Source organism: Mucilaginibacter sp. 320_HR (assembly GCF_059691875.1).
In genome coordinates, this window is the sequence record NZ_JCAWAI010000003.1 from 335,300 (window position 1) to 360,910 (window position 25,611).

Sequence of the window (25,611 nt, forward strand, 5' to 3'; positions counted from 1 at the left end):
CAATAATTGGTTTCGCCTCTTATATTTGTTGGGCAACACATTGTTAACCATTAAACTAAAACACTATGGCATTTACACTACCGGCGTTACCTTACGCTACCGATGCACTGGAACCGCATATTGATAAAGCAACCATGGAAATTCACCATGGCAAACATCACCAGGCTTATGTTACTAACCTTAACAAAGCACTTGAAGGCAAGCCTGAAGCTGATGGTAAGATAGAAGACATTATCAAAAATATCTCTAAGTACCCTGCTGCTGTGCGCAATAATGGAGGTGGCCACTATAACCATACTTTATTTTGGACCTTATTATCTCCAAACGGCGGTGGTGAGCCTACTGGCGCGTTAGCTGACGCTATCAAGAGTACCTTTGGTTCTTTTGCCGATTTCAAAACAAAAGTATCTGAAGCAGGTGCTACCCGTTTCGGCTCTGGCTGGGCATGGCTGATTGTTACTGCAGATAAGAAGCTGGCGGTTACGTCAACTCCAAACCAGGATAGCCCATTGATGGACATTGCCGAAGTAAAAGGCACTCCAATATTAGGTATTGACGTTTGGGAACATGCTTATTACTTAAAATACCAGAACCGCCGTCCGGATTACCTGGCCGCTATCTGGAATGTTATCAACTGGGCGCACGTGTCTGAGTTGTACACAAAAGCAACCGCGTAACCATCTTGTTCCTTTAAGGGAAATATTGAAATACAAGCGGCAGATTGGAACAATACTGCCGCTTTTTTATTTTTAAAAATATGAAAGCTATTGTTCTCGAATCTGCCGAAAACCCTGTGGTATATAAAGAGGTTGACAAGCCTGTGCCCGGCGAGGGTGAGGTGCTGGTACAAATAAAAGCGGCGGCACTTAACCGTCGCGATTATTGGATAACCATTGGCAAGTACGCTGGTATAAAGTACCCAACCATTTTAGGTGCCGACGGAGCTGGCATTGTTACTGAAGCAGGTGCCGGCGCAGAAGAATGGTTGAATAAAGAGGTAATTATAAATCCGTCGATTAACTGGGGCGAACACGCCGAATTTCAATCAAAGGAGTTTAAGATACTAGGGTTGCCGGATGATGGCACACTAGCAGAATACGTTAAGGTAACTGCCACACAACTGCATATTAAACCCGCGCACTTAAATTGGCAGCAGGCTGCAGCGCTCCCGCTTGCCGGTTTAACAGCATACCGTGCGTTATTCAGCAAGGCGCATGCGAAAGCAGGCGATAAAGTGCTTGTTGTTGGAGTAGGTGCCGGAACAGGAACGTTCCTGCTGCAGTGGGCTGTAGCTGCAGGATGCCAGGTTTTCGTTACCTCAGGTAGTGGTGAAAAGATTGAAAAGGCTAAACAATTAGGTGCAGCCGCAGGCGTAAGTTATAAAGCACAAGATTGGGCAGAGCAACTTAAACAATTAGCAGGTGGCTTTGATATAGTGGTTGACAGTGCCTTAGGTCCCGACTTCGTTAAAGTTCCGGACCTTTGTAATCCAGGCGGGCGTATTGTGTTCTTTGGCGGAACGGCAGGTGATATCCCTGAAATAAACGCGAGGCCTTTGTTTTGGAAGCAACTCCAGTTGCTAGGCACTACTATGGGAACAAGTGAAGAGTTTGCCGCGATGATAAACTTTGTTAAAGAACATCAAATAACTCCAGTAATTGACGAAGTATTTCCTTTGGCTGAAGCTAAACAGGCAATCGACAAAATGGGTAAGTCGTCGCAATTTGGCAAGTTGGTTTTACAGGTGTCGTAATTAATCATGATCAAGTTAAGGGTTGACAGTATTAAAAGGGAATTATCCGACACAGCCACTTTCTATTTAAGCACCACATCTGCAGAAAAGATCAGGTATTCGGCAGGGCAGTTCCTCACGCTTATCTTTCAGCATCATAACGAAGAGATCAGGCGCTCCTACTCATTAAGCTCGTCACCGGACGAGGAGCTTCTAGCCATAACTGTAAAACGAGTAGTGAACGGTGAAATTTCCCGTTTTCTCCTTACCAAGGTTCACGCCGGCGACATTCTATTTGCTGCCGAACCAGCAGGAAAATTTACTGTGAGCAATCACGATGAGCAAAAAGACATTTTTTTGTTTGCTGCAGGCACCGGCATTTCACCGGTATTCTCACAATTAAAGTACATTCTTAACCGTCCGGGTGCAAGCAAGGTCCATTTGATATACAGCAGTCAAAGCCCGGCACACATCATTTTCAGGAACGAACTTGAGGAGCTTGCCATTAACTTTAAAGACCGATTTAACTTAGTACACCTGCTGAGTAACGAAGCAAAAAGGCTGAATAACCTTGTAGTTGAGCAACTGGTAAATAAGCTGATGTGCTTTGATAAAGGCAGGGCAGAATTCTACCTGTGCGGACCATTTACATACATGCGGATGATAAGGCTCAGCCTGCATTATATGCATATTGAAGATAATAAGATCCGTAGAGAAAACTTTGTGGTGGATGCCGTTTCGGTGAGTAAAACATATAAGAACTTTCCTCCCAAAAACATTAGAATTGCTATACATGGCGAACTGCACGATGTGCAGCAAGGCGAGGATCAATCTATACTTCAGGCAGCCCTGCAAAACAAAATACAACTTTCGTACAGCTGCCGCAACGGTGTTTGCTCGGCATGTGTAGCTTACTGTAAGAGCGGCAAAGTAGAAATGGTAAGGAATGATGTACTTACAGAAAAGGATTTGGCAGAAGGCTGGATACTCACCTGCACGGGGCATGCCATTACTGATGATGTGGTAATAGAATATAAATAACAAGGCGAACTATTCCGCATTGTTATTTATACAGCAGCTAATTGCTTTTTGTGAGTTTTACGATGTACCGCTGCTTTTGCTTTTTTACCCTTGGGCTTTTTACGTTTACCAAGCCAGATGATAAAGCCCGTTACCGGCAAACTAGCACAAATTAAGCTCACTAAAAACGCTATGATCTTACCGGGCAGCCCAAGTATCTGGCCTACGTGGATGTCATAGTTCATTTCGGTAAGCTTAAGGCCGGGGCTCTTCTTATCATAAATATAAGCCTTAAGCAGCTTGCCATTGTACTTATCAAACTCCCATCCGTTTGCATGAGAATAGTGCATAGATTTCGCGTAGGCACCCACCCCTATGGCTCCGGCTACAGATGGATCATTATGTATCAGGAACATCTGCGCATCCGGTGCGTGTTGCCTGGCATAACTAAACGCGATATCTATAACCGGCTTATTTGCTACTCCATCCCTCTTCAACGAATCAGACTTTGGCTCAGTTACTTCATTTTTAACATCTGTACCTAAATTTGCTACCTTGTAAATAGCTTTGCTTACAGGCTCAAAGGCTATTGCCAGGCCGGTTATGGCTAATATCAAAGCTATAGACGTAGCGTAAAAACCCAGTACGTTATGCAAGTCGTAATTTACCCTGCGCCATCTGCCGCCCCATTTTATTGTAAAGCTGCGTTTGCGGTCTGACTTACGCTTAGGCCACCACAAGATAACCCCCGTTATCATGATAACCATAAATATGATAACCGATACACCTACCAGCCATTTACCTATAGCCGGAGGCAGCAGCAGATAAAGGTGAATGTATTCTACAATAATGAAAAAGTTAGTTTGCGGCTTTTCGTGGTGAGTTATTTTACCGGTATAAGGGTTAAGGAATACATATTCGAAACCCTCTTTACCCATGTTGGTCAATACGCCTGCGGGGCGATTTACACCGTAGTAGTAAATGTAATCCGGCGAACCTTTGGGATATTGCTTTTTAACATTAGCTATTAACTCACTGGGCTGCAGGTACTCCCCTTTGGTATTCACATGCCTGTAGCTGTACATGGCGTCCTGTATCTCATCCTGAAAACAAAAGACACAACCGGTAATGCTCACGATAAACACCACAAGCCCGGAAATTAATCCGAGCCAGCGGTGGGAAAATAATATGACCTTTTTTATAGGGGACATACTTACAGCTTATAAGATGCGCTTAACACAAACTGACGCAGCTTCTGTGGGTTAATGGTGGTAAAACCAGTATAATAATGCTTGTTGGTAAAGTTATTAGCGCTTAAACCGAACCGGTATTTAGCTCGGTCGAAAAATACGTTGCCGTTCAGTACCGTGTATGACGGAAGTTCGAAAGTGCCCTGGCTTACGCTATTTATAATTTTGTTTTTGCTTGCATAGTTACCGCCAATGCCCAAACCCAGCCCTTTGATTACACTACCAGGCAGACGGTAGCTTACGTAAAAGTTACCCAGGTAAGGCGAGCCGGCGGTGTTAGGACGCAGGCCTAGTACATCTGGAGAGCCGGCAGTAAACTTAGAATTGTTGTATGCAAAGCCAGCAACAATGTTAACGGATGCTACAGGATTAGAAATTATCTCAGCTTCGAAACCCTTGCTTATTTGGATACCGTCCTGTATCTGCCCAAAAACTGGAGAATTTGGATCGGCACGCAGCACGTTTGTCAATCTTATACGATAGTAGCTTAACGTACCGTTTAGCTTTCCGTTAAATAGCCCAAGCTTAACGCCGCCCTCAATTTGATTAGCGTTTTGTAGTTTGGCTACAAGTGGCGCACCTTCGCTGTTATTGTAAACGCCCGGGTTAACAAATCCATTCTGGTAGTTGCCGAACAAAGATAATTGATCCTTTATCGGTTGATAAACCAAACCAAGTTTCGGTGAAAATGCGGTTTGATTAAAGGGTGCAGTTGTTTGATCGCCTGTGTAGCTGTAATTTCCTTTATTTTCGTAACGATCAACACGAGCTCCCAAAGAGGCAATTAACGTTTCAGTAAGATTAATTACGTCGGACGCGTAAGCACTATAAGTGTTAGTTTTATATATGTAAGGATAAACGGTAGCAGCTGAAATTGGGTTTGCAGCATTAGTTTTGTCAACTAATAGCTTATTAAAAGAGCCATAATCAAAGCTGGGATCGTTTATTGGCACTACACCATAAGCATTTCCATAGAATATTTGATTTGAGTTTTGACGTTGAAAATCCAAACCTACAACAAAGCGGTGACGCAGTGATCCTGTCTTAAAATCTCCATTAACGTTTTCCTGAATCTCGATAGTATTAAGCTTACTATTAAAGGTCGATTGATCGTTGCGGAAAATGTAATTGTTATTTCCAGGAAGATCTGGTGTGCCGGGTGCCAACGTAGCAGCTGTGGCATCGGTTATCAGGTAAAAATATGGGCTCGGTCCGTTTGAAAAACTATTTGATGAGGAGAAAACCGTTTGCGAGGTAAATTTATCTGAAAACCTGTAGTTGGCTGTTGCAAAGTAGTTTAAACTACGGCTGTAAGATGTTACGTCATCGTTTGAGTAAGCATTGTTGTAATTGATGTTAAGCTGACTAACATTGGTGATACCCATTGCCTTCGGTGAATCATAAAAGAAGAAGAACGGTTTAGCCGCAGTACGACTGAAAAACATTTCACTTTCTAAAAGGAAGGACAACTTATCAGTAGCTTTAATTGATAAGCTTGGCGCAAGCGCAAATGTCCTGCTCTTACCGTAATTCTGGAAGCTGCCCTCATAGTTATAAGCAGAGTTTAAACGGAAAGCAACATTTGAGCCAAATGGTGTGTTTAGGTCTATGCTGGTGCGGTTGAGGTCATAATTACCTACCGTGTGGCCAATCTCTAAACCAAAGCTTTCATAAGGCTTTTTGGTCACCCTGTTTATCAATCCCCCAAATGAAGTTACGTTGCTGCCAAATAAAGTAGCCGACGGGCCTTTTATAACTTCTATCTTTTCTAAATTCACGGCATCAATACCGCTGGTTACTAAGCCCGCTATGCCGTTGCGTACACGTGTTTGTGTTGTAAAACCACGGAGTGTAAAGTAGCCGCCACCATCGCCTGCACGACCGGTTGCATCCCACATTTTTTGAATACCCGGCGCGTTGCGCAAGGCATCCTCAACATTAAATACCTGCTGTTCTTTTAAAAGTTCACCAGTTACCGTAGTGTAACTCTGAGCGTTTTCAAGAGGAGCTAACGGGATTTTTGCAGCGTCTGTACTAAGCCTCGCTGTAAACTTGTTAGCGCGACTTGCTATAACGTTTACTTCGGTAAGCTGGCTTAGCTTTGCGTTAACTGTTATTTGAGATACATCTGTAACAGCACCAGCCGTAATGGTTACGGGTACTTCTACTGTTTCTACACCAACATACGATATGATAATCTTATATGTTCCGGCAGGAGCCCGGAAAAAGAACTCGCCCAAATCGTTAGTTGTTGAACCGTAGCTGGTGCCTTCAAGACCAACAGATACATTGGCCGCAGGTTCGTTTTTAGCGGTTGTTACCTTGCCTTTAACCGTTCCACGCGTTTGCGCAAAAGTTGTTTGTGGGCTGCATAGTACCGCAATAATTAAGATCAGGAAAATTTTAAATGGGGAAAGCAGGGGATTTGTCATGTAGTAGGATATAGATTGCCGTATAATTTATTAAGACTAATTATAAATAATGCGCCAAAAGTACACTTCAATGACTATAGTTCCAAATTATTTAGAACAATTATAAATAACCTTTTACTTGTTAGTGGATTTGATTCGTGATGAGTTATCCTTAACAAAGGTTTCCCATCCAGAATAGCTTTTCTTTGCTTTACCCGATGAGGATACCGGCATGCGCTGGAAAGAATGACAAACAGCAACGGCAAGGCCGTCTGTAGCATCAAGAAACTCTGGAGTTTCTTTAAAGTTGAGCAACCGTTGCAGCATTGCTGCCACCTGCTCTTTTGTGGAGTTTCCGTTGCCGGTTATCGATTGCTTTATTTTACGAGGGGCGTATTCAGTAATTTCAATACTTCTAGATAACGCAGCAGCAATGGCCATACCCTGCGCCCTACCCAGCTTTAGCATTACCTGAATGTTCTTTCCGTAAAACGGGGCTTCTATAGCTAAACAATCAGGCTTATAATTATCTATAAGCGCAACAGTCTTTTCGAAGATCCGCTGAAGCTTGAGCATGTGGTCGTCTATTTTTTCCATTTTAACCACACCCAAGCTCATCAGTTCTATTTTAGGGCCTTTTTCTATAACCAAACCATAACCCATAACAGCTGTACCCGGATCAATACCTAAAATTATGCGCTCCTTACTGTTCAGCTGTTCCATTTGCTGCGAAGTTACAGCTTAGCGATGGCATTATTTAAGATACTGAGGTATTCTTCTCTAGTTATCATTTCTGCACCCATGCTCTCCAGATGCGGTGTATGTACCTGGCAATCTATCATAACGAATTTACCTGACTGGCAAAGCCATATTAAGGCAGCTTTGGAGGCATTGCTTACTTTGCTGAACATACTCTCCCCGCAAAATACATTACCTACTTGCACGCCATACAGCCCACCTGCAAGATGGCCATCTTTCCAAGCCTCAACAGAGTGCGCGTGCCCTAACCCATGCAGGTTTATATAGGCTTCTTTCATCTCATCAGTGATCCAGGTGCCATCCTGCCCTTCACGCGGTATAAGCGAACACGCTTCTATTACCTTTTCAAAAGCTTTATTGACAGTAATGTTAAACTCCCCGGAACCGATCACTTTCCGCATGGACTTTGAGACGTTCAACCTTTCGGGAAAGAGTACAAATCTTTGGTGAGGAGAAAACCAAAGAATTGGGTCCTCCTCGCTGTACCAGGGGAATATGCCGTTGCTGTAAGCCAGCAGCAATCTTTCCGGTAAAAGATCACCACCGACAGCCAGTAAACCATCCTCTTCGGCTAACGCTGGATCAGGAAACAACAAACGCTCATCTAACCTGAATATCATCAGGCGCTAATTTAGGCTTTGCGCCGTATCACCAATTTTTTATTCTGAGCTTTTGCAATATTTTCCATGTACTCCTGCATCTCTTTATATTTTGCAGCTGGTATTACCTGATTACTAAGATTAAACTTTGCGGCACTTACAACCTGGTTCTTTGCAGGGTTGTATCCGTAATTTACCTCGTAATTCCCATAAGTAAATTTAAGTGTCTGGTTTGTCGGTAACGTTTCTACTTCAAAGCCTTCGGGTAAGTCTATTGTTGTTACACATGCCTTTTGCATCGGCTGCTCAAAAAAGTAGGCGAACCGGCGTTTTTCAGCAGGGGGCAACGTCAACCTCCACAAGTCAAATACCCGCGGACGATAGAACTGCTTACTTCCTGTGGTTATATCGCAAAACTTGTCATATTCCAGGTTTAGCTCTACCTCTTTAACTCCATCTGCATCTTTTCCAGGGGCATACTCCAGCATTGATGGCTGTTTCATGTTCATTACCCTTATCAGATACTCCTTTTGCTCATCTGTTTTAAGAGATGCCATTTCTATATAGTCTGAGCGATAAACGCCGCTGCTCATTATCTTAACCTTGGCCCTTGCGCCGCCATCTGCTAATAAACTTATATGTACTTCGCTGTTAAATTGGTTATCCGCTTCTTTGCTCCTTGGTGTGTTAACCAGCTTACCACCATCGGGTGTTACAAGCAAAGCGTTTCGATTCTCAGTAAAAGTACTTAGCTTTCCAAATGGCTGAGTGGTGCTTGTACATTCCAACCAAGTGGTATCTCCTTTTAAAGGCACACACACAATAACGTGATTAAATGAATTGTAAGGAAAACTTACATCTGCCGGTTCTTCGTTTGTCCCCGCCCTCACTATTGCATAATGAGCAGGAATGTCTACCGCCTTCAAAAGCGCGTACATGTAATTGGAAAGGGCCTTACAGTCACCATACTTCTTTTCGTCTACAAAACTCGCAGGAAACGGTTTAAGTCCGCCAATACCAAGCTGTACACTAACATATCGCATGTTTTTTTGAAGATAGTTATACAGGAACATGACTTTTTCCTTATCAGTTTTCAGATCGGCAGTCATCGCCTTTATTTCTTCGATGCGTTTTGGGCTTAGGTTGCACACATCGGCATTTAACATCTGTATAAATTTGCCAAAATTTTGCCAGCTGCTTATATCTCCGGGTACTCCATAATAGTCAAAATTACCACATGCAAAACGTATTCGGGGTAGCACCTGCCATGATTGTGCACCTTCTTCAAGCTTGAAGGCTTTCAAATTTGACACCTTCCAGGTATAAACATCGCTCTCTCCGTCAACGGTTTTCTCGGGCTTGATAGTGGTATTTCTTAAACTATACCTAAATCCCGCATTACTGGCAACATTAATACGACAATAGGCATTTTGCACAGAATGCTCTTCATCCTGTATAAGCCATGAACTAAGATCAGTAAGGCTTTTAAAGTCCTCATCATAAGTCATCTCTATTGTACATGGATAAGAAGCTATAGTATGGCCAACCAGCAGGACCCTGTCATCGGTAACTATGGTTTCACCGCTTACAGCAGAATGATCATACATATCGCTTTTATGATACTTCTTGAGCAAGTTTCCCATAGGCCCAAACACTTTCATTTCAAAGGAGCCAACAGTGTTGAATTTGCGATTGTACGAAAGCGCTATAGATGCCTCATCGTTCCCTTTCTCGTTTAACACTGTTACTATTGTATGTTGTTTTATAGTTGCTTTACCGGGTCCTTTAACAATCATCTCCTCCATACTGTAGCGCACCACAGAGTTTGCTTCTTCTTTAAGCGAGTCGGGAATAGCAGCCGCGAGGTAAGCATCTTTAGGAACCTGCTGAGCTTTAACACTTATAATTGAAAGCATCAAAGCGACTGATGCAAGAAATAATACTTTACTAACTGAGCTTTGCATATAATCAGGACTTTTTTAACACTACTTGCTCGTTAAGCATTTCGTACATTTTTTTACAGAATTCAAAGAACTCAGGATAAGTTTCCTTTGAATAAGTATCCTTTTTATAATCTATGGTATATCTAACCACCACTTTATCCGCGTCATTTGCTATAAAACGCCTAAAAACAATGCTGCTGTCAGGCATCATCATACTTACACTTTTTGGTAAGGCTTCAACTTTGTAGTTTGCAGGAATTGAAAAGGTGCTATTAAGCATGTAGTTATTACGGTACCCAAACTCCACATCAGTGAAACGATTCTCGGCAAGGAATGGATTGGTACGCAGGGTGGAGAATAGGTTGGGAACGAAGTATATGTAATTCTCATCAGAACCGGTCAGGTCCATATCAAAGTCAACATTTTGTACAAGTGGAAGCGTATCAGCTTCCATGTTCTCCATTTTTAATGCTGATATTTTAAGACTGTTATTCTTATCTGTAAGATATTCTATGTATTTCTTTTCACCATCTGTCTTATAGTGGTCCAACGCGGTTGTACGATTATAGCTAAAGCTGTTGATCTGGGCGGTTCCACTCATTTTACCTCCGGGCTTAATTGCGGCATTGAGCATAATTACATTACGAACAGGTGCAGTATGCGCGAGATATATTTTATCAAATGATTTTTTCTCTTTATCTACCCACAGCCCCATGCCATTAAGTATGTTAGATGGAGTTTCGTGATAAGCGTTGTATTTGTTTGTTGCATCAAGCACAAAGGTTTTATCATCAGGCGCCTCAACATACACTACTGTTCTGTTAAACTGGTATAAAAACGTATAATAAGGCACAACCTTGCCGTGGTCGCGTGTGCTTACAATCATCGGGTACACCTTAAGTCCTGCTTGTTTAAGCAAGTGGTAAAGTATTAGGTTGATCTCTGTGGAGTTCCCTGTCTTCTTCTCCCAGGCTTTAACGGTCCCGTCGTTGGTGTACCAGCGATCAACGCCATTCCACTTCATAGCATTTTTTACCTCGCTAAAAATGTATGCCATACGTTGCTCATCAGTAGCCATCGACTTTGCTTTAGCTATAATTGCTTCCTCACTTATTAGCTTACGCTTAAACTGCGCGCCAAAATCTTCATCATCCACAAGGTAACCAGCAACTTTATTCCAGGTATCTGAAAAGCTTTTAGTAAACGTGCCAAACGGGCGAACAGCCGTTAGCTGGTGCACTATCGATTCCAGATTATCAGCCTTTGCCGACATATAGGGCTCATCGGGCAAAGAATGAACCATAGCCATTGCGCGAGTTTCCTTTTCAAGCGAATACGAAATTGCGCTGCTGCCAGTTCCTGTGCTGCGGGCTTCGCTTGATCTGTCCATTTTAACCAGTGACTTTGTAATGTTCGCCTTTATTTTGAACTCCATAAAGTCTGGTATCATGGTAACAAACTCGCTGTAACGAGTGGGAATGCTCTCCTGGAAATACCAATCCGGAAAGTCGCTTATGTCGTTAGAATTCCACACGTATTTATATTCTATCACAGAGCCGGCTTTTACATTTGGCATACTAAATACTAGCGCAGAACGGTTTTTATCAACGATTTCTGTAAATATCTGTTTCTTATCAAGTTTAGTTATCTCCGGCTTACCATCAACAAAGTTGATCGTTTGTGCCTGCAAGCCGGTTATATATTCCGGTGACCGCCACTTACGTATTCTATCCTGATATTAGCTTCATTTTTGCCGTGATCATTGTATATTTTAATGCGCTTGTGAATGGTCATAGACAGATCAACATTATGATCATAGTATGCTTCTCCCTGATTAAACAAAACCAGTGCATTTGCATCAGGCTCGAAATCACAGGATTTCATTTCAAGATCAGCATTTGATATTTTTCCGAAAGGTTGAACTTGGGGTACAACGGGGGTTTGGGCTTTAGCTACAAACGATAGCAAACAAGCCAGTAGCACAGCGAAAAGGCGGTTCATATAATTAAATAGGGTTTGGGTAGCCCGAATATAATATAAGATGATCAAATATTAAAATCAGTTAAACAATTTACCTGAAACTAAACCACTTAGCATTATCGCTGTCAAAGGAACTGTATGATCAACGTAAAAAACATCAGGCATCTATATTCCAGGGCGGGTTTTGGGCTTAGGTTTGAACAGTTAGATGAAACAGCAAATCTCACCATAAAGCAAGCCGTAAATAAATTGCTTCTTCAGTCTGAAATCAGCGAACCTGCTGATATCATCGCCGGAAATATTAGCTACAAAGATTTTTTACAGGCAAATGAAGGCACCAAAAAAATGTTCTTGCAAGAGCAACGCCAACAGGAAAAAGCGTTGAATATAGATTGGATTAACAAGATGAGCACTACAAAGACAGTGCTCCGGGAGAAGATGACCCTGTTTTGGCATAACCACTTTGCCTGCCGTACACAAAATGCCTGGTATGCACAGCAACTCAACAATATTCAGCGGGAGCATGCATTGGGTAATTTTAGAACATTGTTGCTTGAGGTGGCTAAGTCGCCGGCTATGCTGCAGTTTTTAAACAACCAGCAAAATCAAAAGAACCACCCTAACGAGAACTTTGCCCGCGAGCTGATGGAACTTTTTACTATTGGAAGAGGTAATTATACAGAACAAGATGTAAAGGAATCGGCTAGGGCTTTTACAGGATGGGGGTTTAACAAGGATGGGGAATTTGTAAACCGGCTTAACCTGCATGATACCGGGTCAAAAACTTTTTTGAGTAAAAGCGGAAACTTTACAGGGGAAGACGTCATAGATATATTACTCGCAAAAAAGGAAACGGCGCATTTTATATGCAACAAACTGTACAGAAACTTTGTGAATGAAACACCCCACCTGACTCATGTAGACGCAATGACGGATGTGTTCTTTAACAGTAATTACGAGATTAAACCGCTACTACTATTTCTGTTCAATGCCGATTGGTTTTATGCTGAAAAAAATAGAGCCAATCTTATTAAATCTCCGGTAGACTTTATAGTTGGTTTAAACAGGCAATTTTATATCACCTATCAAAACCCCGATGTGGTTCTTCAATTTGAGCGGGCCCTCGGGCAGGTTCTGTTCTACCCTCCTAACGTTGCCGGCTGGCCTGGTGGCAGGAACTGGATAGACAGTTCGTCGCTAATGTATCGTATTAAAATACCATCTACAGTACTTAATGGCGGCGTGATAGATTTTAGCGGTAAGGCTGACCCGGAAGATGAGGCTTTTATCGCCTCTTCACATAAGCAGCAACAAGCTGTAGTAACCAAAGTGCAGGCAGGTGCCGACTGGGATAAAGTTTTAAGCAGTATAAAGCATCTTACAAAAAACGCCCTTGCTCAAACCTTACTTGCGCCAGCACTTAATAATAATCTTACAACGATTGTAAATACAACAGCTGATACAAAAACTTTATTGGTAGAATTAGTATCCACCCCAGAATACCAGCTTTGTTAGCCAAAAAGATATAGCCATGAAAAGAAGAGACTTTTTAAAGAACACAGCACTTGCATCGGGAGCCTTCCTGCTTCCCTCGTTCCTGAAGCCATTTGAAGCAGTGGCTTCAGACGAACTTAACGGCTATAAAAACCTGGTTGTTGTACAACTTTCTGGCGGTAACGATGGACTAAATACCATTGTGCCATTTGGCAACGACATCTATTATCAAAAACGCCCTACCATTGGCATTAAACAAGCAGATGTTATAAAGCTGAACGACATGCAAGGCTTAAACCCAAACTTAGCTGCGTTAAAGGACTTATATGACCAGGGATGGATGAGTATTGTCAATTCGGTAGGTTACCCTAATCCGGACCGCTCGCACTTTCGCTCGATGGATATATGGCAAACCGGGAGTGATGCTAACCAATTTCTTACCACCGGCTGGATAGGGAGATATCTTGATTCAAATTGCAGCACCTGCAAAGACCCATACACTGCAGTTGAAGTTGATGATACATTATCGCTAGCTATGAAGGGCGCCAAAATGAAAGGGATAGCTGTAGAAGACCCTGCAAGGCTATACCGTTCTACCCGTGAACCATTTTTTAAACAGTTAGTTCATGAACATAATGACGCGCACCTTAACGAAGACAACTTAGGCTATCTATATAAAACAATGATAGAAACCTACTCGTCCGCAGATTACATTCAACAAACATCAAAAACATACAACACCACTGCTCTTTATCCGCAAACGCAATTTGCCAATCAGCTGAAAACAGTAGCAAAATTCATCAACTCCGGACTAAAAACACGGGTTTACTATGTATCATTAAGTGGTTTTGATACACACACTACCCAGCAAAATCAACAAGGGCGCCAACTAAAAATTTATGCCGATGCGGTCGCAGCGTTTATCAAGGACCTTAAACAAACCAGTAAACTGGAGGACACACTGGTAATGACATTTTCTGAATTCGGTCGCCGGGTAGAACAAAATGCCAGTAACGGCACCGACCACGGCACTGCAAACAATGTAATGCTATTTGGAGGAAAATTGAACAAAGCCGGCATTTACAACGATGCTCCAAATCTTTCACAACTAGATAATGGAGATTTGAAATATAAAGTGGACTTTAGAGATGTATACGCTACCGTATTAGATAAGTGGCTGGAGGTTGATAATGCACAGGTTTTGAATAAGAATTTCAAAGGACTAAACTTTATTTAATACATGCTGTTACTCGTGAGCTGATACTTTTTTACCGGTAAGTGTAGTATTTTAATAACTAATAAATTATTGTAATTTTAGTTGCCCTTATCGGACACAGCCCCTGTCACAAATGGACGATATCTTTAAAGTAATTCTTGAGCAAAATCTTGCCGGATACTGGGATTATTATGTCCAGGAAAATAAAGTAATTTATAGTACTGCTTTTAAAGCCTTGTTTGGATATGACGACGTTGAACTGCCCGGTTCTACCGAAACGTGGTCGCAGCTAATAGTAGATGAAGACCGGGCAAAAATGGATGCGTGTGTAGCCGCGCACTTTAACAGTCAAGGCAAAATTCCTTTTAATGTTGAAGTAAGATACAAACATAAGAATGGCTCCATTATATGGATAAAGAGCTCGGGGAAAGTAATTGAATGGGAGGGCAATCTTCCAATACGGATGGTGGGCTGCCATATTGATATCACAGAAAGCAAACAAATTGAACTGGAACTTGCCATAAGTGAGCAACGTTTTAGAAACGCGTTCGAGTGGAGTTCCATCGGTATGGTCCTGGTGTCTACCGATGGTAAGTTTATGAAAGTAAACCAAAGCCTTTGCGACATGCTGGGTTATACCAACGAAGAGCTGATGAGCACAACGTTTCAGGAGATCACTCATCCTGAAGACCTTGAGGTCGACCTCGAACTGATGCACCAGACCTTAAAGGGCGATCGGAAGAATTACCAAATGGAAAAACGCTATTTCAGGAAAGATGGCTGCACCATTTGGATATTGCTAAACGTCTCGCTGGTGCGCGATCACGATAACACCCCCTTATATTTTGTATCTCAGATAAAAGATATAACTCAAAGAAAAAATGCGGAAGATGCCTTACGCGAAAGCGAACGACGCTGGAGCTTTGCTATAGAAGGGTCAGGCGGGGGGCTTTGGGACCTCGACCTAAGAAACAACACCATATATCATTCGCAGCAGTGCTTACGGATGATAGGTATGGAAAACGAGAATTTTGGCAATGTTATAGGTGATTGGACAAGCCGGGTGCACCCGGAAGATAGGGCAAAGTTCTTGGCTGATGCGCATAACTACTTTAACGGAGTTACCCAATCATACGAAAATCAACACCGGATACTCTGTAAAGACGGCAGCTATAAATGGATACTGGACAGAGGTAAAGTTATAGAGTATGACGAAGACGGTAAGCCTGTGCGTGTAATAGGTACTCATACCGATATCACCGGTCAAAAACAACAGGAGCAGCAATTACGCGATACGCTTGACATGATTAGTGGCCAGAATAACAGGTTATTAAACTTTGCCTACATCGTGTCTCACAACTTGCGCACGCATGCCAGCAACTTCAAAATGTTGATGGATGTTGTGTCTGACCCAACAACTACCGATCAGGAAAAGAAAGAAATGACTGATCACCTGGGTAAGGTGTCAGAACAACTTAATGAAACGATTGATAACCTCAACGAAGTAGTATCTATTCAAAGCAATATAGATATACAAACCGTTGAGCTTAATCTTCACGACTATTTTAAACGTGCTATTTTGCTGCTACAAAATGAGATAAACAAATGTGACGCCAAGGTAAACAACTATATCCCTAGAGAAATAACAGTTAACTATAGCCCGGCTTATCTCGAAAGCATAGTACACAACCTCTTAAGTAACGCAATCAAATACCGCTCACCTGAACGACAGCCAAAGATATCTATAGATTATTTTAATGAGGCGGCGGGCAAACGAGGATTCACCATTAAAGACAATGGTATCGGCATTGACCTTAATAGACACGGGAGTGAGCTTTTCGGAATGTACAAAACGTTCAATGGCAACCGCGACGCAAAGGGCATGGGGCTTTTTATCACAAAAAATCAAATTGAGGCTTTCGGCGGTAAAATAGATGTTAAAAGCACCCCGGGAGAAGGCTCAGTTTTTAAAGTATACCTAACGTAAGCAATTATTAGGCTAGTAGCTTTGCCAGGATATCATCTTCAGTAATCTTTTCTTGTTCGCCGCTCTGCATGTTTTTAAATGTAAGCAGGCCGCTTTGCATCTCATCGCTTCCTATTAAGATAGTAAATGGAATCTGCTTGTTATTTGCGTAGTCCATCTGCTTTTTAATTTTAGCGCCTGCAGGATAAAGTTCTGCGCTAATATTTACTGCACGTAACTTCTGCAGCAACGGCAGGGCGTAAGCTTCGCCTTGCGCATCAAAGCATATGATCAATACTTTGGTGCCTTCAACTGCTGATGTCGGGAACAGGTCCAGTTCCTCCAAGACATCATAAATGCGGTCAGCCCCGAAGGAGATCCCAGCCCCAGTAAGTCCTTTCAAACCAAACATTCCAGTCAGGTCGTCATACCTGCCGCCCCCACCAATACTCCCCATTGCCACTTCGTTGGTCTTTACCTCGAAGATAGCACCGGTATAATAATTCAGGCCCCTCGCTAAGGTAATATCCAGTTCAAGCGTAGCTCTTTTAAGCGGAGTGTATTGCAAGTACCTAAAAACAGTTTCAAGCTCATCACATCCCTGAAGGCCAACTGTGGAGGCCTGCAACGCCGACCTAAGGCTTGCCAGCTTCTCGCCATTAGTACCTTGCAATAATATCACCGGCTTAATTTTATCAATGTCAGCCTGAGTAAATCCTCTATCCAGAAGTTCTTTAATTACACCGTCTAAGCCTATTTTATCCAGCTTATCTATTGCTACAGTTAGATCAATTATACTATCAACCTTGTCTATAAGTTCAGCAATCCCTGATAGTATTTTTCTATTATTAATTTTTATTGTAAAGTCCTTTAGTCCAAGTTTACTTAAGGCTTCATCATAAATCTGTACAAATTCAGCTTCATTCAACAATGAGGTGGAACCTACAACGTCTGCATCGCATTGGTAAAACTCACGATAGCGGCCACGTTGAGGGCGGTCTGCCCGCCAAACCGGCTGTACTTGAAAACGCTTGAAAGGAAAGGTAATTTCGTTTTGATGCTGCACTACATAACGTGCAAATGGAACTGTAAGATCATAACGTAACGCCTTTTCTGATATAGAAGCTGTAAGCAAATTGGAGTTCTTTTCTGTAAGGTATAGGTCATTAGCTTTTGACAAGAAGTCTCCGCTGTTTAAAACTTTAAAAATCAACTTATCCCCTTCATCACCATATTTACCAGTAAGCGTGCTTAGGTTCTCCATGCTTGGCGTTTCTATCTGTTGATATCCATACTTGCGAAATACACTTTTAATGGTATCAAATATAAAATTGCGTTTGGCCATCTCGGCCGGAGAAAAGTCGCGTGTTCCTTTAGGAACAGAAGGTTTAACAGATGCCATAATGGCGGCAAAGGTACAAAAAACAAAACCCTTTGCTTTATCAGCAAAGGGCCTGTTAAACTATTAAATGATCTTATATTAACTTATTGTGCGCTACGCGCCTGATTCTTCATTTGCTCGTTAGCAACAATTACAATTTCAACACGGCGGTTTTGAGCCCTGCCATCAACTGTACTGTTGTCGGCAATCGGCTCGCTCTCACCTTTGCCTGAAGTAGTAAGGCGGGAGTTAGCTACGTTACCCGCCGCAATGTAAGCCTTAACCGCCTCAGCGCGGCGTACAGAAAGATCCATATTATGAGAATCTGAACCAGTGTTATCTGTATGGCCAACAATCAAAATGTTAGTCTGTGGATTGTTCACCAGTGATTCCGATAAATTTTGCAGGTTAGTACGCGCTGCTGCTTTCAAATCAGATTTATCTGTATCGAACAGTATACCCGAATCAAACTTAACCAATATACCTTCGCCTTCGCGGATAACGGTTGCACCGGGTACAGTTTGTTTAATTTCTGCCGCCTGGCGGTCCATATTACGGCCAATGAATGCACCGGCTGTACCACCAACTGCGCCACCTATAATAGCACCTAATGCAGTGTTACCTGCTGCTTTACCTATAACGGCACCAATTGTACCACCGGCACCTGCACCAATTGCAGCGCCCTTTTGTGTTTTTGTTAATGAGTTACAGCTAGAGCCCAATACGCCTAACGTAGCTATAGCAATACTGAAAGTAGCTATCTTTAATCTTAATGTATTCATGATATATGTTGTAGTGTTTTGCTTATCATTTGCAAAGCAAATGCCAAAACGGGTTAAATAACAGGTTTGACTCGCGCCAGCCGCAAAGGTTAATTATTAAAACTCAAACAATACTTTTTTAATAAACAGGCAACGATTACAATAAAGCAAAATGTGCTTGTTCAGTAAACGGCGAAAAGAATGACCGCAATTTAGTACAAAGCGTTACTTGCTAATCAGCTTTCCCGGTATTATTAAAGTAAATGTGCTGCCATCACCCTTTGTGGAACGCACATCAACCGATATGTTGTGAAATGTAGCGATTGTTTTTACTATGGGCAAGCCCAAGCCAAAGCTATCCTGTAAAAGCGACTGCTTTATTTTTTTAAACCGGTCAAATATATACGGGATCTCTGTAGCATCTATACCTATGCCGGTATCGCTAATACTCAACACATAATAACCATTCAGCTCTTCTCCGGTAATGGTGATAGAGCCGTCGGCTTTGTTGTACTTAACGGCGTTATTAACCAGATTAAACAATAAATTAAAGAGCAGGTATTTGTTCACCCCAGAAAGTTCTACATCTTGTACCGCAGCAATATCAAAGCTCAGATTTTTATCCTGCAACCGTATGGATATCTCATCATAAATCTCCTGCAGCAATTCTTTAAGTAAAACTTTATCCTCTTTTAGAAACTGCTCGTTTTCAATTTGTGAGATAAGTAATAGTGTCTTAGTAATAGTTTTAAGGCGATTGAGTATTCTCTGCATCTCCAACATTCGAACTTTCACCTCGTCGGTAATGTTCTCTTCTCCAAACATGTTCTCAATTTTTGATTGCAGGATGGAGATAGGTGTCATCAATTCGTGCGATGCGTTTGAGATAAACTCACGTTCCTTTTGAAACGCCCCTTCTATCGTTTCAATCATTTTATGAATGCTGAGGTCGAGTCGCTGAAAGTCAGACGTACTGGTTTTGACTTCTTTGTAAGAGGTAAAGCTGGGGAACCTTGCTCCGACCAACTTAGTTTTGATGATGATGCTTAGTGGTCGCAGTATATAGGTAGAATAAACCTGATCAGCCAGAATAGTGAGCAAGATCAATCCAACCAAAACAGAGAAAGCAATATTTTGCAACGGCTTAGTGGTCTCGCCAATAGTTTCTGTGCTCTTACCTATTTCCAGCAGGTAATTGCGATTACCCGCTTTAAATGTGTGGCTCAGTATGCGGTAATCTATAGTATCCCGTTCAACAAGGCGGCGCTCATTCTGTATGGTATCAGCATAATAATCAGGCTCTACCTCGTCCAGACTGATGTATTCCTCTTTAAGCGGAAGGTAACTGCCGTAACTTTCGCCGTTCTCGATGTAAGATCGGATGCCCTTTTCTTTAACAATCTGCAGCAGCTTCTCTTTCTGCTTAACCAGGCGATTGTCTGTGTAGTTTTTGTTGATGTTCTCTATAATGGCGGGCAGTAACAGAACAAACAGTGTTACAATTACCAGTTTGGATATGGCATTAAACAGGGTGAGTTTGGTCCGTAACTTCACAGCCGGCAATTAGTTTTTAATACGATAACCTAATCCCCGTACTGTTTCCAACCATTCAGTTGGTGCAAATGCGCTTAACTTTTTCCTGATGTTTTTGATATGTGCGTCTATAAAGTTGCTGTCATAGTCATCATTAACCACGCTTCCCCATATGTGTTCACTAAGTTGCGTTCGGGTAAGCGTACGATTTTTATGAAGGATCATATACGCTATCAGGTCAAACTCCTTCTTTGTAATAGAATTGACAGCGTTATTGAGGTAGGAAATTGTGCGTGCGGTGAGGTCTACAATAAATCCATCTAGATCAACAACCTGGTTAACTAAACCAAACTTGCGGCGGGTGATAGCCTGCATACGGCTTTGCAGCTCGAGTAACGAGAAAGGCTTCGGCAGGTAATCATCTGCACCAAGGTCAAGCCCTTTTATACGGTCATTTACCTCTGCCCTGGCTGTCAATATAATGCAGGCTGCTTCCGGCCTGCTTATCTTGGCTTCCTTAAGTAAATCAAGTCCGTCATAGTCAGGTAGACCTAAATCGATCAGAATAAAATCGTACAAGTTTACGGCTATCTTTTCAGAAGCAGTACTCCCATTAAAACATACTTCGCAGATATAGTTGTTCTTTGACAGGAATAACTCCAGTTCGTAAGCGAGTGCTTTTTCATCCTCAATAATCAGAACATTCATCCTGTTTCAGTAAAAAATATAATAAAAGGTAAGATTGTAGAACGATTCCCTGCGGTTCATTAATGCCCCCTCTACATTCACCGGCATGGAGTATTTGTAGGAAAACTCTACTGTATAATGTGGGCGGTTATATGCTACAGGCACCTTTATGCTATAGTTAAGCATGGTAAACCGCGCATTGGCCCTTGCGCCGGCTCCGTTCTCATTACGGATGTAAATGTTATTTGCTTCTAATCTATACTTATGATCGATGGAATATCGTTGCACAAAGTTTTGCGTACCTAAAATAAAGGTAAAGGCTGGGTTGATGGAAAGATAATCCTGGTCATCAAAAATGTTCCAGCTGCTTTCCCAGTATTTGGAATTGCTTACAGTTGCAAAAATATCGTGTGACTTACCGAAGAGGTAATCTCCGATCAGGGTTGTTTTAAACGGCCCCCAGTCAACAGCATTCTTTAAGTTAATGTCGTTTGATGATGCTGATTTAATTATCTCAGACTTATTATTGAATATAAAGCGAGTATAACTAACGTTCCCGGTAATTTTTTTTGACACCCTATAATAATATCCCCCACCCACATCAACCTCATCTATCGTGGCGGCATTATAGCCCAAAACCTTAAGTGCCGACCCATAAACAAACCATCCTGATTTATAGTTGATAACTGCATCCGCAGCCATAAAGGGGTACTTGTAAGGACCTGTACGGCCAAAGAACAATGCGTCACTACCATAGTTTATCCCAGCCGAAAGTGAATTTTTGCGTACAGGCGCGGCTTCGGTGGCGGTGTCTTTCCGGGTTGTATCGGCGCTTACATTGCTTACCAGCGCTTCCAAAGCTGGCACAAGCGGGTGCCCTAACGCATTTACAGTGTTGCAAATAAAAGACAGAACCAATATGCCGAAGTATTTCATTAATAGTGCGTAAACTTAATATTAATTATTATTTCTTCTTGGTATTTCAGGTGGGCGCTCAAGCCCTTCAGGCCGCCGTTGCCGCTTAGGTTTCACCTTAGGCTTACCGGTAAGCGGGTCAAGCTCTTCTATCTTCTCGGGCTTTGGTTGTTTTCTTGCTTTAGCTACTTCCTTTATCTTCTTTTTATCCTCGTCGTGTTGTTTGGCTTTGTTGGTGGTATCCTGCAATAACGACGTACCCGGGCGTATAGCATAGCCGGGGAAATTATTTTTAGTGAAAATAATGCTTTTTGCAGATAAGAGGCACGGCGCCCATATAATACATAACACAATATAAAGGAGCCGCTTTATCATTATAAAGGAAAGAAAATTATTATTTACAAGGGTCACAAAGCCGCTTTGTAAATGAAGTATTTACGGTAAAATTTTAACTATAAAAATTGATTTAGTAGGGGTAAATATAACAATTAACCAACGCGTTAAGCTTTATGTCAGGCAAGGCTTACCGCCCTGGATGTATATACCCGCTGATGATCGTCAATTATAATACAAGCCATTTGATTAAGCTTGTTAATAAGATACAGGCCTGCATTAATGCCCATTGCAATAATAGGCAGCGCCATTGCATCAGCAAGTTCTGCACCTGGTGTAATAATGCTTACGCTTTTAATTTTACTTACCTCAAAGCCTGTTTCCGGATTGATATTGCCGGCTATTTTATTAGGGGCTACAGCATTAACACCTTCATTGTTAAAAGATGTTGTAATGGCCATGTTGCTTATGTTTAAGCCCGCAAAGGGCTGGTGTGCCTGTGAAGGATCGGCAGCGCCTATGGTCCACGGCGTGTTGTCTGGCTGAAGTCCCCAGCTAAGCAAGTCGCCGCCAGCATTGATAACACCACTGCTTACACCACTCATTTGCAAAATGTACTTGGCCCTGTCAGCAGCATAGCCACGGCTGATAGCATCGAAGCCAATGCGCATACCCTTGTTCTTAAGAAACACGGTCTGTTTAGCAGCATCAAGTACTATATTCTTGTAACTGGCAACAATAGCTTTGCGCCTGGCTGATTTTGCATTATTTATTATTGGTTGCTCAGAAGGATAGGTAATGTCGAAAGTACCATAAGTAAGTTCCGATATTTGCAAAGAGCGTTCTACCAGCCTAAATATTTCGCTATCCACCTTTACCGGCTTTAAACCCGCGTTTCGGTTTATTTCGTTTATTTTGCTGTCATTAGCAACGGTACTTAACAGCTCTCCTACACGATCAATCTCGTCCAGTGCTGCCGCCACCTGCTGGTTGGCCAAAGCTTCCTCATCCGAAACGACACTTATTTCAAAACGACTGCCCATCAGTTCGGCAGAGTGCCCAAATATGGTTTTATTACTAGTTAAACTCTTTACTTCCAGCATATGCCTATAGATTTACGTACAGCTAAAAACGTTACAAACAGTGCTAAAGAAAACACACCATCCGGAACCTAACCCTGCTAAAGTATAGGTGCATCATGAAAATGAGATGAAAAGCTACACTACTGATTTATTATGCTACCTTGCCGACTAACAATTCCAAATACTCCTATAACATTCAAGCGAAACCACTTGAATCCCTTACCTCCGGTATCTGCAATATTTTTCTATGAGAAAAACTGTTCTTTTAATGGCAATGCTGTGCACGTTTATGGCGTCAATGGCACAAAACACAAACAAGATAGAGCTCAACGGCTTAATTGGTTTACGTTCTTTTACTGCCGAGAAGTACATGTTACCAGGGCATTTACTGGGAACCGAACTATCCTATCATTTCAATATGGCAAACAACAAAGCGCCATATATTAATGCATTAAACATTTCAGCAATTAATGCCGTTGTGGGTTACCGCACGTTTAATAGAGTAGATATTGTAGACGAATCTGGCAATGTTTCGCATTCACTTGGAGATGTTTATACATTCCTGGGGCGGCTGCAGATACCTGTATTTACTATTGACCGGACCTCCCTTGTTTTTACACCTGCTTTAGGTTTCGCGTATTCAACCGGCTCTTATTACTCGAATGGCAATCCGCTTATTGGCAGCCACGTAAATCTCGCCGCGCAAGCCGGCCTGGCAGTAATTGCCCCTGTTAGTAAGACAATTGCTGTAAAAGGTGGGGTAGACATCCTTCACTATTCTAACTCTGCAGTAAGGGTACCTAACAACGGGGTAAACACCATAGAGGCGTCCTTAGGTATTATCAAGACTTTAAATACACCAGGACCGGCAACAAGTCAAAGTGCATTCAAACCATACTATAAGCATTCATTTGAATTTGGCATTGATATAGGGCGGCGCGGGAAACAGCAATCTAGCGGGGGATTATACAAAAACGGATTTAGCGCAGCATACAACTATCGGCTTAGCCCGGTTTTTAGTTTGAAAGCCGGCGGAGATGCGGTATATTATCACAACCTATATCATCCGGACAACGACCCACTCACCAATCTTGAGCCAACTTATCAGTACCATGGTACATCTTACGACAGGTGGCGTTATGGTCTTAGCGTTGGAGCTGATGTATGGCTTGGCAGACTGGCTATAATGGCGAACTACGGTTATTACCTGCACTACAATAGCACTACCCCGATAAAAACCTATTGGACGCCGGGCGTGAAGTACTACATACTCCCATGGATGGCCTTACAGGTTAAAGCCTATATCCATGGCAGTGACTGTGATTACCTCGGCGGAGGATTAATATTTAGAGCGCATTAAGCGACCGTACCTTCTTTCAATTTTTCGGCGTTTTCTGCAAATTGCAGCGCTTCCATTATCTCCTGCAGGTCGCCGTTCATAACGCCGGGGAGATTGTAGATGGTAAGGCCGATACGGTGCTCGGTTAAACGGCCCTGAGGGTAGTTATAAGTACGTACCTTAGCTGATCTATCGCCCGTGGAAACCATTGTCTTACGCTTTTTAGAAGTTTCTTCCAGGTGTTTTTGCAGCTCCATTTCGTATACACGTGAACGCAATACCTGTAAAGCCTTATCGTAGTTTTTTAACTGTGATTTCTGATCCTGGCACTGGGCAACAATGCCTGTAGGAATGTGCGTTAAACGCACGGCAGAATAGGTGGTGTTTACCGACTGACCGCCTGGCCCTGATGCACAGAAAAGGTCTTTACGAATATCACTCACCTGCAGGTCAATATCAAATTCGTCAACCTCTGGTAATACCACTACCGAAGCTGCAGATGTATGCACACGGCCTTGTGTTTCGGTATCTGGTACACGCTGTACACGGTGAACGCCGGATTCGTATTTGAAATTGCCGTAAGCATCTTCAGCATTTACATTGAATACAATTTCCTTGTACCCGCCTGATGTACCTTCGGTGTAATCTACCAGTTCTGTTTTCCAGCCGCGTTTTTCGCAATAACGCATATACATTCGGTATAGGTCGCCTGCAAAAAGTGCAGCCTCGTCGCCGCCGGTACCACCACGGATCTCTATAATGGCATTCTTAGAGTCCTCCGGATCCTTAGGAATCAGCATCAGGCGAATGGCTTCTTCCATCTCCTCCTGCTGACCTAGTAACTCATCCAGTTCCATTTTTGCCATCTCGCGGAACTCGTCGTCCTTTTCGGTTGCGAGTATGTGTTTATTGGTGTCAATATTGCTCATGATGTTGCGGTATTTATTGTACTCGTCAACAATCTTCGCCAAATCTTTATACTCTTTATTCAGCTGGGCAAAACGTTTCATATCAGCCATGGCATCAGGGCTGCTCAACTCACCTTCAACTGTCTTCCAGCGTTGAAATATCGCTTCTAATTTCTCTAACATCTTCTTAATTAATCATCTGCAAACATTAACCTATTGCTAAAAACAATAAGCTAAATACGCAGAACAACATGCAAAAATACGCAAAATACTTCCTTCTGTACTCAGCGTATTGTAAAATC

Annotated in this window: 22 protein-coding genes; 7 read left to right on the top strand and 15 right to left on the bottom strand. The window is 42.3% G+C overall.

Translation table 11 applies throughout. The features are described 5' to 3' along the window. Positions 1-65 precede the first annotated feature (65 nt). From AC59GT_RS12015 to AC59GT_RS12025, 3 genes are all read left to right on the top strand, one after another. Entirely contained in the window at positions 66-677 is a 612-nt protein-coding gene (locus tag AC59GT_RS12015) for a superoxide dismutase (protein ID WP_497237858.1), read from the top strand. 80 nt (positions 678-757) lie between these two features. Further along, a complete protein-coding gene (locus tag AC59GT_RS12020; protein ID WP_497237859.1) occupies positions 758-1,753 on the top strand; it encodes a zinc-binding dehydrogenase in 996 nt (331 codons plus the stop codon). 6 nt (positions 1,754-1,759) lie between these two features. Next, complete coding sequence (locus tag AC59GT_RS12025; RefSeq protein WP_497237860.1) at positions 1,760-2,773, top strand: 2Fe-2S iron-sulfur cluster-binding protein; 1,014 nt, start codon at positions 1,760-1,762, stop codon at positions 2,771-2,773. Between the two features lie 26 nt (positions 2,774-2,799). On the opposite strand, the gene AC59GT_RS12030 is transcribed toward AC59GT_RS12025, so the two are convergent. From AC59GT_RS12030 to AC59GT_RS12060, 7 genes are all read right to left on the bottom strand, one after another. Next, positions 2,800-3,963, bottom strand: a complete 1,164-nt coding sequence (locus tag AC59GT_RS12030) for a PepSY-associated TM helix domain-containing protein (protein ID WP_497237861.1) — start codon at positions 3,961-3,963, stop codon at positions 2,800-2,802. A gap of 2 nt (positions 3,964-3,965) precedes the next feature. Continuing rightward, on the bottom strand, positions 3,966-6,434 hold the full coding sequence (locus AC59GT_RS12035) for a TonB-dependent receptor domain-containing protein (protein WP_497237862.1): 2,469 nt from the start codon (positions 6,432-6,434) through the stop codon (positions 3,966-3,968). Positions 6,435-6,548: 114 nt separating this feature from the next. Then, positions 6,549-7,136 (bottom strand): crossover junction endodeoxyribonuclease RuvC, encoded by a 588-nt coding sequence (gene ruvC / locus AC59GT_RS12040; RefSeq protein WP_497237863.1) that lies wholly within the window; start codon positions 7,134-7,136, stop codon positions 6,549-6,551. 11 nt (positions 7,137-7,147) lie between these two features. Further along, positions 7,148-7,792, bottom strand: a complete 645-nt coding sequence (gene aat, locus AC59GT_RS12045; protein ID WP_497237864.1) for a leucyl/phenylalanyl-tRNA--protein transferase — start codon at positions 7,790-7,792, stop codon at positions 7,148-7,150. Between the two features lie 11 nt (positions 7,793-7,803). Beyond that, a complete protein-coding gene (locus tag AC59GT_RS12050; RefSeq protein ID WP_497237865.1) occupies positions 7,804-9,687 on the bottom strand; it encodes a DUF3857 domain-containing protein in 1,884 nt (627 codons plus the stop codon). Between the two features lie 52 nt (positions 9,688-9,739). Then, positions 9,740-11,404 carry a DUF3858 domain-containing protein gene (locus AC59GT_RS12055; protein ID WP_497237866.1) on the bottom strand — a complete coding sequence of 555 codons (1,665 nt, stop codon included), beginning with the start codon at positions 11,402-11,404 and terminating at the stop codon, positions 9,740-9,742. A 5-nt stretch (positions 11,405-11,409) separates the two neighbouring features. After that, positions 11,410-11,715: a hypothetical protein gene (locus tag AC59GT_RS12060; protein ID WP_497237867.1), complete on the bottom strand. Its 306-nt coding sequence runs from the start codon at positions 11,713-11,715 to the stop codon at positions 11,410-11,412. A 117-nt stretch (positions 11,716-11,832) separates the two neighbouring features. Here AC59GT_RS12060 and AC59GT_RS12065 point away from each other — a divergent pair, with 117 nt between their 5' ends. From AC59GT_RS12065 to AC59GT_RS12075, 3 genes are all read left to right on the top strand, one after another. After that, entirely contained in the window at positions 11,833-13,209 is a 1,377-nt protein-coding gene (locus AC59GT_RS12065) for a DUF1800 domain-containing protein (RefSeq protein ID WP_497237868.1), read from the top strand. 16 nt (positions 13,210-13,225) lie between these two features. Further along, positions 13,226-14,425, top strand: coding sequence for a DUF1501 domain-containing protein (locus AC59GT_RS12070; protein ID WP_497237869.1), 1,200 nt, complete (start codon positions 13,226-13,228; stop codon positions 14,423-14,425). 112 nt (positions 14,426-14,537) lie between these two features. Then, a complete protein-coding gene (locus AC59GT_RS12075; protein ID WP_497237870.1) occupies positions 14,538-16,391 on the top strand; it encodes a PAS domain-containing sensor histidine kinase in 1,854 nt (617 codons plus the stop codon). A gap of 7 nt (positions 16,392-16,398) precedes the next feature. Here AC59GT_RS12075 and hisS read toward each other — a convergent pair whose 3' ends face one another. The 7 genes from hisS to AC59GT_RS12110 all read right to left on the bottom strand — a co-directional run bounded on the left by hisS (position 16,399) and on the right by AC59GT_RS12110 (position 23,083). Continuing rightward, positions 16,399-17,772: a histidine--tRNA ligase gene (gene hisS / locus AC59GT_RS12080; protein WP_497237871.1), complete on the bottom strand. Its 1,374-nt coding sequence runs from the start codon at positions 17,770-17,772 to the stop codon at positions 16,399-16,401. A gap of 83 nt (positions 17,773-17,855) precedes the next feature. Further along, positions 17,856-18,533: a YiaD family glycine zipper/OmpA-like lipoprotein gene (locus AC59GT_RS12085; protein ID WP_117383617.1), complete on the bottom strand. Its 678-nt coding sequence runs from the start codon at positions 18,531-18,533 to the stop codon at positions 17,856-17,858. 204 nt (positions 18,534-18,737) lie between these two features. Continuing rightward, positions 18,738-20,066, bottom strand: a complete 1,329-nt coding sequence (locus AC59GT_RS12090) for a sensor histidine kinase (protein ID WP_497237872.1) — start codon at positions 20,064-20,066, stop codon at positions 18,738-18,740. A 9-nt stretch (positions 20,067-20,075) separates the two neighbouring features. Beyond that, a complete protein-coding gene (locus AC59GT_RS12095) occupies positions 20,076-20,753 on the bottom strand; it encodes a response regulator transcription factor (RefSeq protein ID WP_497237873.1) in 678 nt (225 codons plus the stop codon). A gap of 6 nt (positions 20,754-20,759) precedes the next feature. After that, positions 20,760-21,668 (bottom strand): hypothetical protein, encoded by a 909-nt coding sequence (locus tag AC59GT_RS12100; RefSeq protein WP_497237874.1) that lies wholly within the window; start codon positions 21,666-21,668, stop codon positions 20,760-20,762. 21 nt (positions 21,669-21,689) lie between these two features. Then, a complete protein-coding gene (locus tag AC59GT_RS12105) occupies positions 21,690-22,022 on the bottom strand; it encodes a hypothetical protein (protein ID WP_497237875.1) in 333 nt (110 codons plus the stop codon). A gap of 137 nt (positions 22,023-22,159) precedes the next feature. Continuing rightward, complete coding sequence (locus tag AC59GT_RS12110; RefSeq protein WP_497237876.1) at positions 22,160-23,083, bottom strand: FAD:protein FMN transferase; 924 nt, start codon at positions 23,081-23,083, stop codon at positions 22,160-22,162. Between the two features lie 226 nt (positions 23,084-23,309). On the opposite strand from AC59GT_RS12110, the gene AC59GT_RS12115 reads away from it, so the two are divergent. Beyond that, positions 23,310-24,422 (top strand): acyloxyacyl hydrolase, encoded by a 1,113-nt coding sequence (locus tag AC59GT_RS12115; protein ID WP_497237877.1) that lies wholly within the window; start codon positions 23,310-23,312, stop codon positions 24,420-24,422. Here the strand turns inward: AC59GT_RS12115 and prfA are convergent. After that, entirely contained in the window at positions 24,419-25,492 is a 1,074-nt protein-coding gene (gene prfA, locus AC59GT_RS12120) for a peptide chain release factor 1 (protein WP_497237878.1), read from the bottom strand. The genes AC59GT_RS12115 and prfA overlap by 4 nt on opposite strands. Positions 25,493-25,611 lie beyond the last annotated feature (119 nt).

What these genes read in the sequence shown, in the direction of transcription:
- AC59GT_RS12015 (WP_497237858.1), top strand. Translation starts at nt 66, where the DNA reads ATGGCATTTACACTACCGGCGTTACCTTACGCTACCGATGCACTGGAA.
- AC59GT_RS12020 (WP_497237859.1), top strand. Translation starts at nt 758, where the DNA reads ATGAAAGCTATTGTTCTCGAATCTGCCGAAAACCCTGTGGTATATAAA.
- AC59GT_RS12025 (WP_497237860.1), top strand. Translation starts at nt 1,760, where the DNA reads ATGATCAAGTTAAGGGTTGACAGTATTAAAAGGGAATTATCCGACACA.
- AC59GT_RS12030 (WP_497237861.1), bottom strand. Translation starts at nt 3,963, where the DNA reads ATGTCCCCTATAAAAAAGGTCATATTATTTTCCCACCGCTGGCTCGGA.
- AC59GT_RS12035 (WP_497237862.1), bottom strand. Translation starts at nt 6,434, where the DNA reads ATGACAAATCCCCTGCTTTCCCCATTTAAAATTTTCCTGATCTTAATT.
- ruvC (WP_497237863.1), bottom strand. Translation starts at nt 7,136, where the DNA reads ATGGAACAGCTGAACAGTAAGGAGCGCATAATTTTAGGTATTGATCCG.
- aat (WP_497237864.1), bottom strand. Translation starts at nt 7,792, where the DNA reads ATGATATTCAGGTTAGATGAGCGTTTGTTGTTTCCTGATCCAGCGTTA.
- AC59GT_RS12050 (WP_497237865.1), bottom strand. Translation starts at nt 9,687, where the DNA reads ATGCTTTCAATTATAAGTGTTAAAGCTCAGCAGGTTCCTAAAGATGCT.
- AC59GT_RS12060 (WP_497237867.1), bottom strand. Translation starts at nt 11,715, where the DNA reads ATGAACCGCCTTTTCGCTGTGCTACTGGCTTGTTTGCTATCGTTTGTA.
- AC59GT_RS12065 (WP_497237868.1), top strand. Translation starts at nt 11,833, where the DNA reads ATGATCAACGTAAAAAACATCAGGCATCTATATTCCAGGGCGGGTTTT.
- AC59GT_RS12070 (WP_497237869.1), top strand. Translation starts at nt 13,226, where the DNA reads ATGAAAAGAAGAGACTTTTTAAAGAACACAGCACTTGCATCGGGAGCC.
- AC59GT_RS12075 (WP_497237870.1), top strand. Translation starts at nt 14,538, where the DNA reads ATGGACGATATCTTTAAAGTAATTCTTGAGCAAAATCTTGCCGGATAC.
- hisS (WP_497237871.1), bottom strand. Translation starts at nt 17,772, where the DNA reads ATGGCATCTGTTAAACCTTCTGTTCCTAAAGGAACACGCGACTTTTCT.
- AC59GT_RS12085 (WP_117383617.1), bottom strand. Translation starts at nt 18,533, where the DNA reads ATGAATACATTAAGATTAAAGATAGCTACTTTCAGTATTGCTATAGCT.
- AC59GT_RS12095 (WP_497237873.1), bottom strand. Translation starts at nt 20,753, where the DNA reads ATGAATGTTCTGATTATTGAGGATGAAAAAGCACTCGCTTACGAACTG.
- AC59GT_RS12100 (WP_497237874.1), bottom strand. Translation starts at nt 21,668, where the DNA reads ATGAAATACTTCGGCATATTGGTTCTGTCTTTTATTTGCAACACTGTA.
- AC59GT_RS12105 (WP_497237875.1), bottom strand. Translation starts at nt 22,022, where the DNA reads ATGATAAAGCGGCTCCTTTATATTGTGTTATGTATTATATGGGCGCCG.
- AC59GT_RS12110 (WP_497237876.1), bottom strand. Translation starts at nt 23,083, where the DNA reads ATGCTGGAAGTAAAGAGTTTAACTAGTAATAAAACCATATTTGGGCAC.
- AC59GT_RS12115 (WP_497237877.1), top strand. Translation starts at nt 23,310, where the DNA reads ATGAGAAAAACTGTTCTTTTAATGGCAATGCTGTGCACGTTTATGGCG.
- prfA (WP_497237878.1), bottom strand. Translation starts at nt 25,492, where the DNA reads ATGTTAGAGAAATTAGAAGCGATATTTCAACGCTGGAAGACAGTTGAA.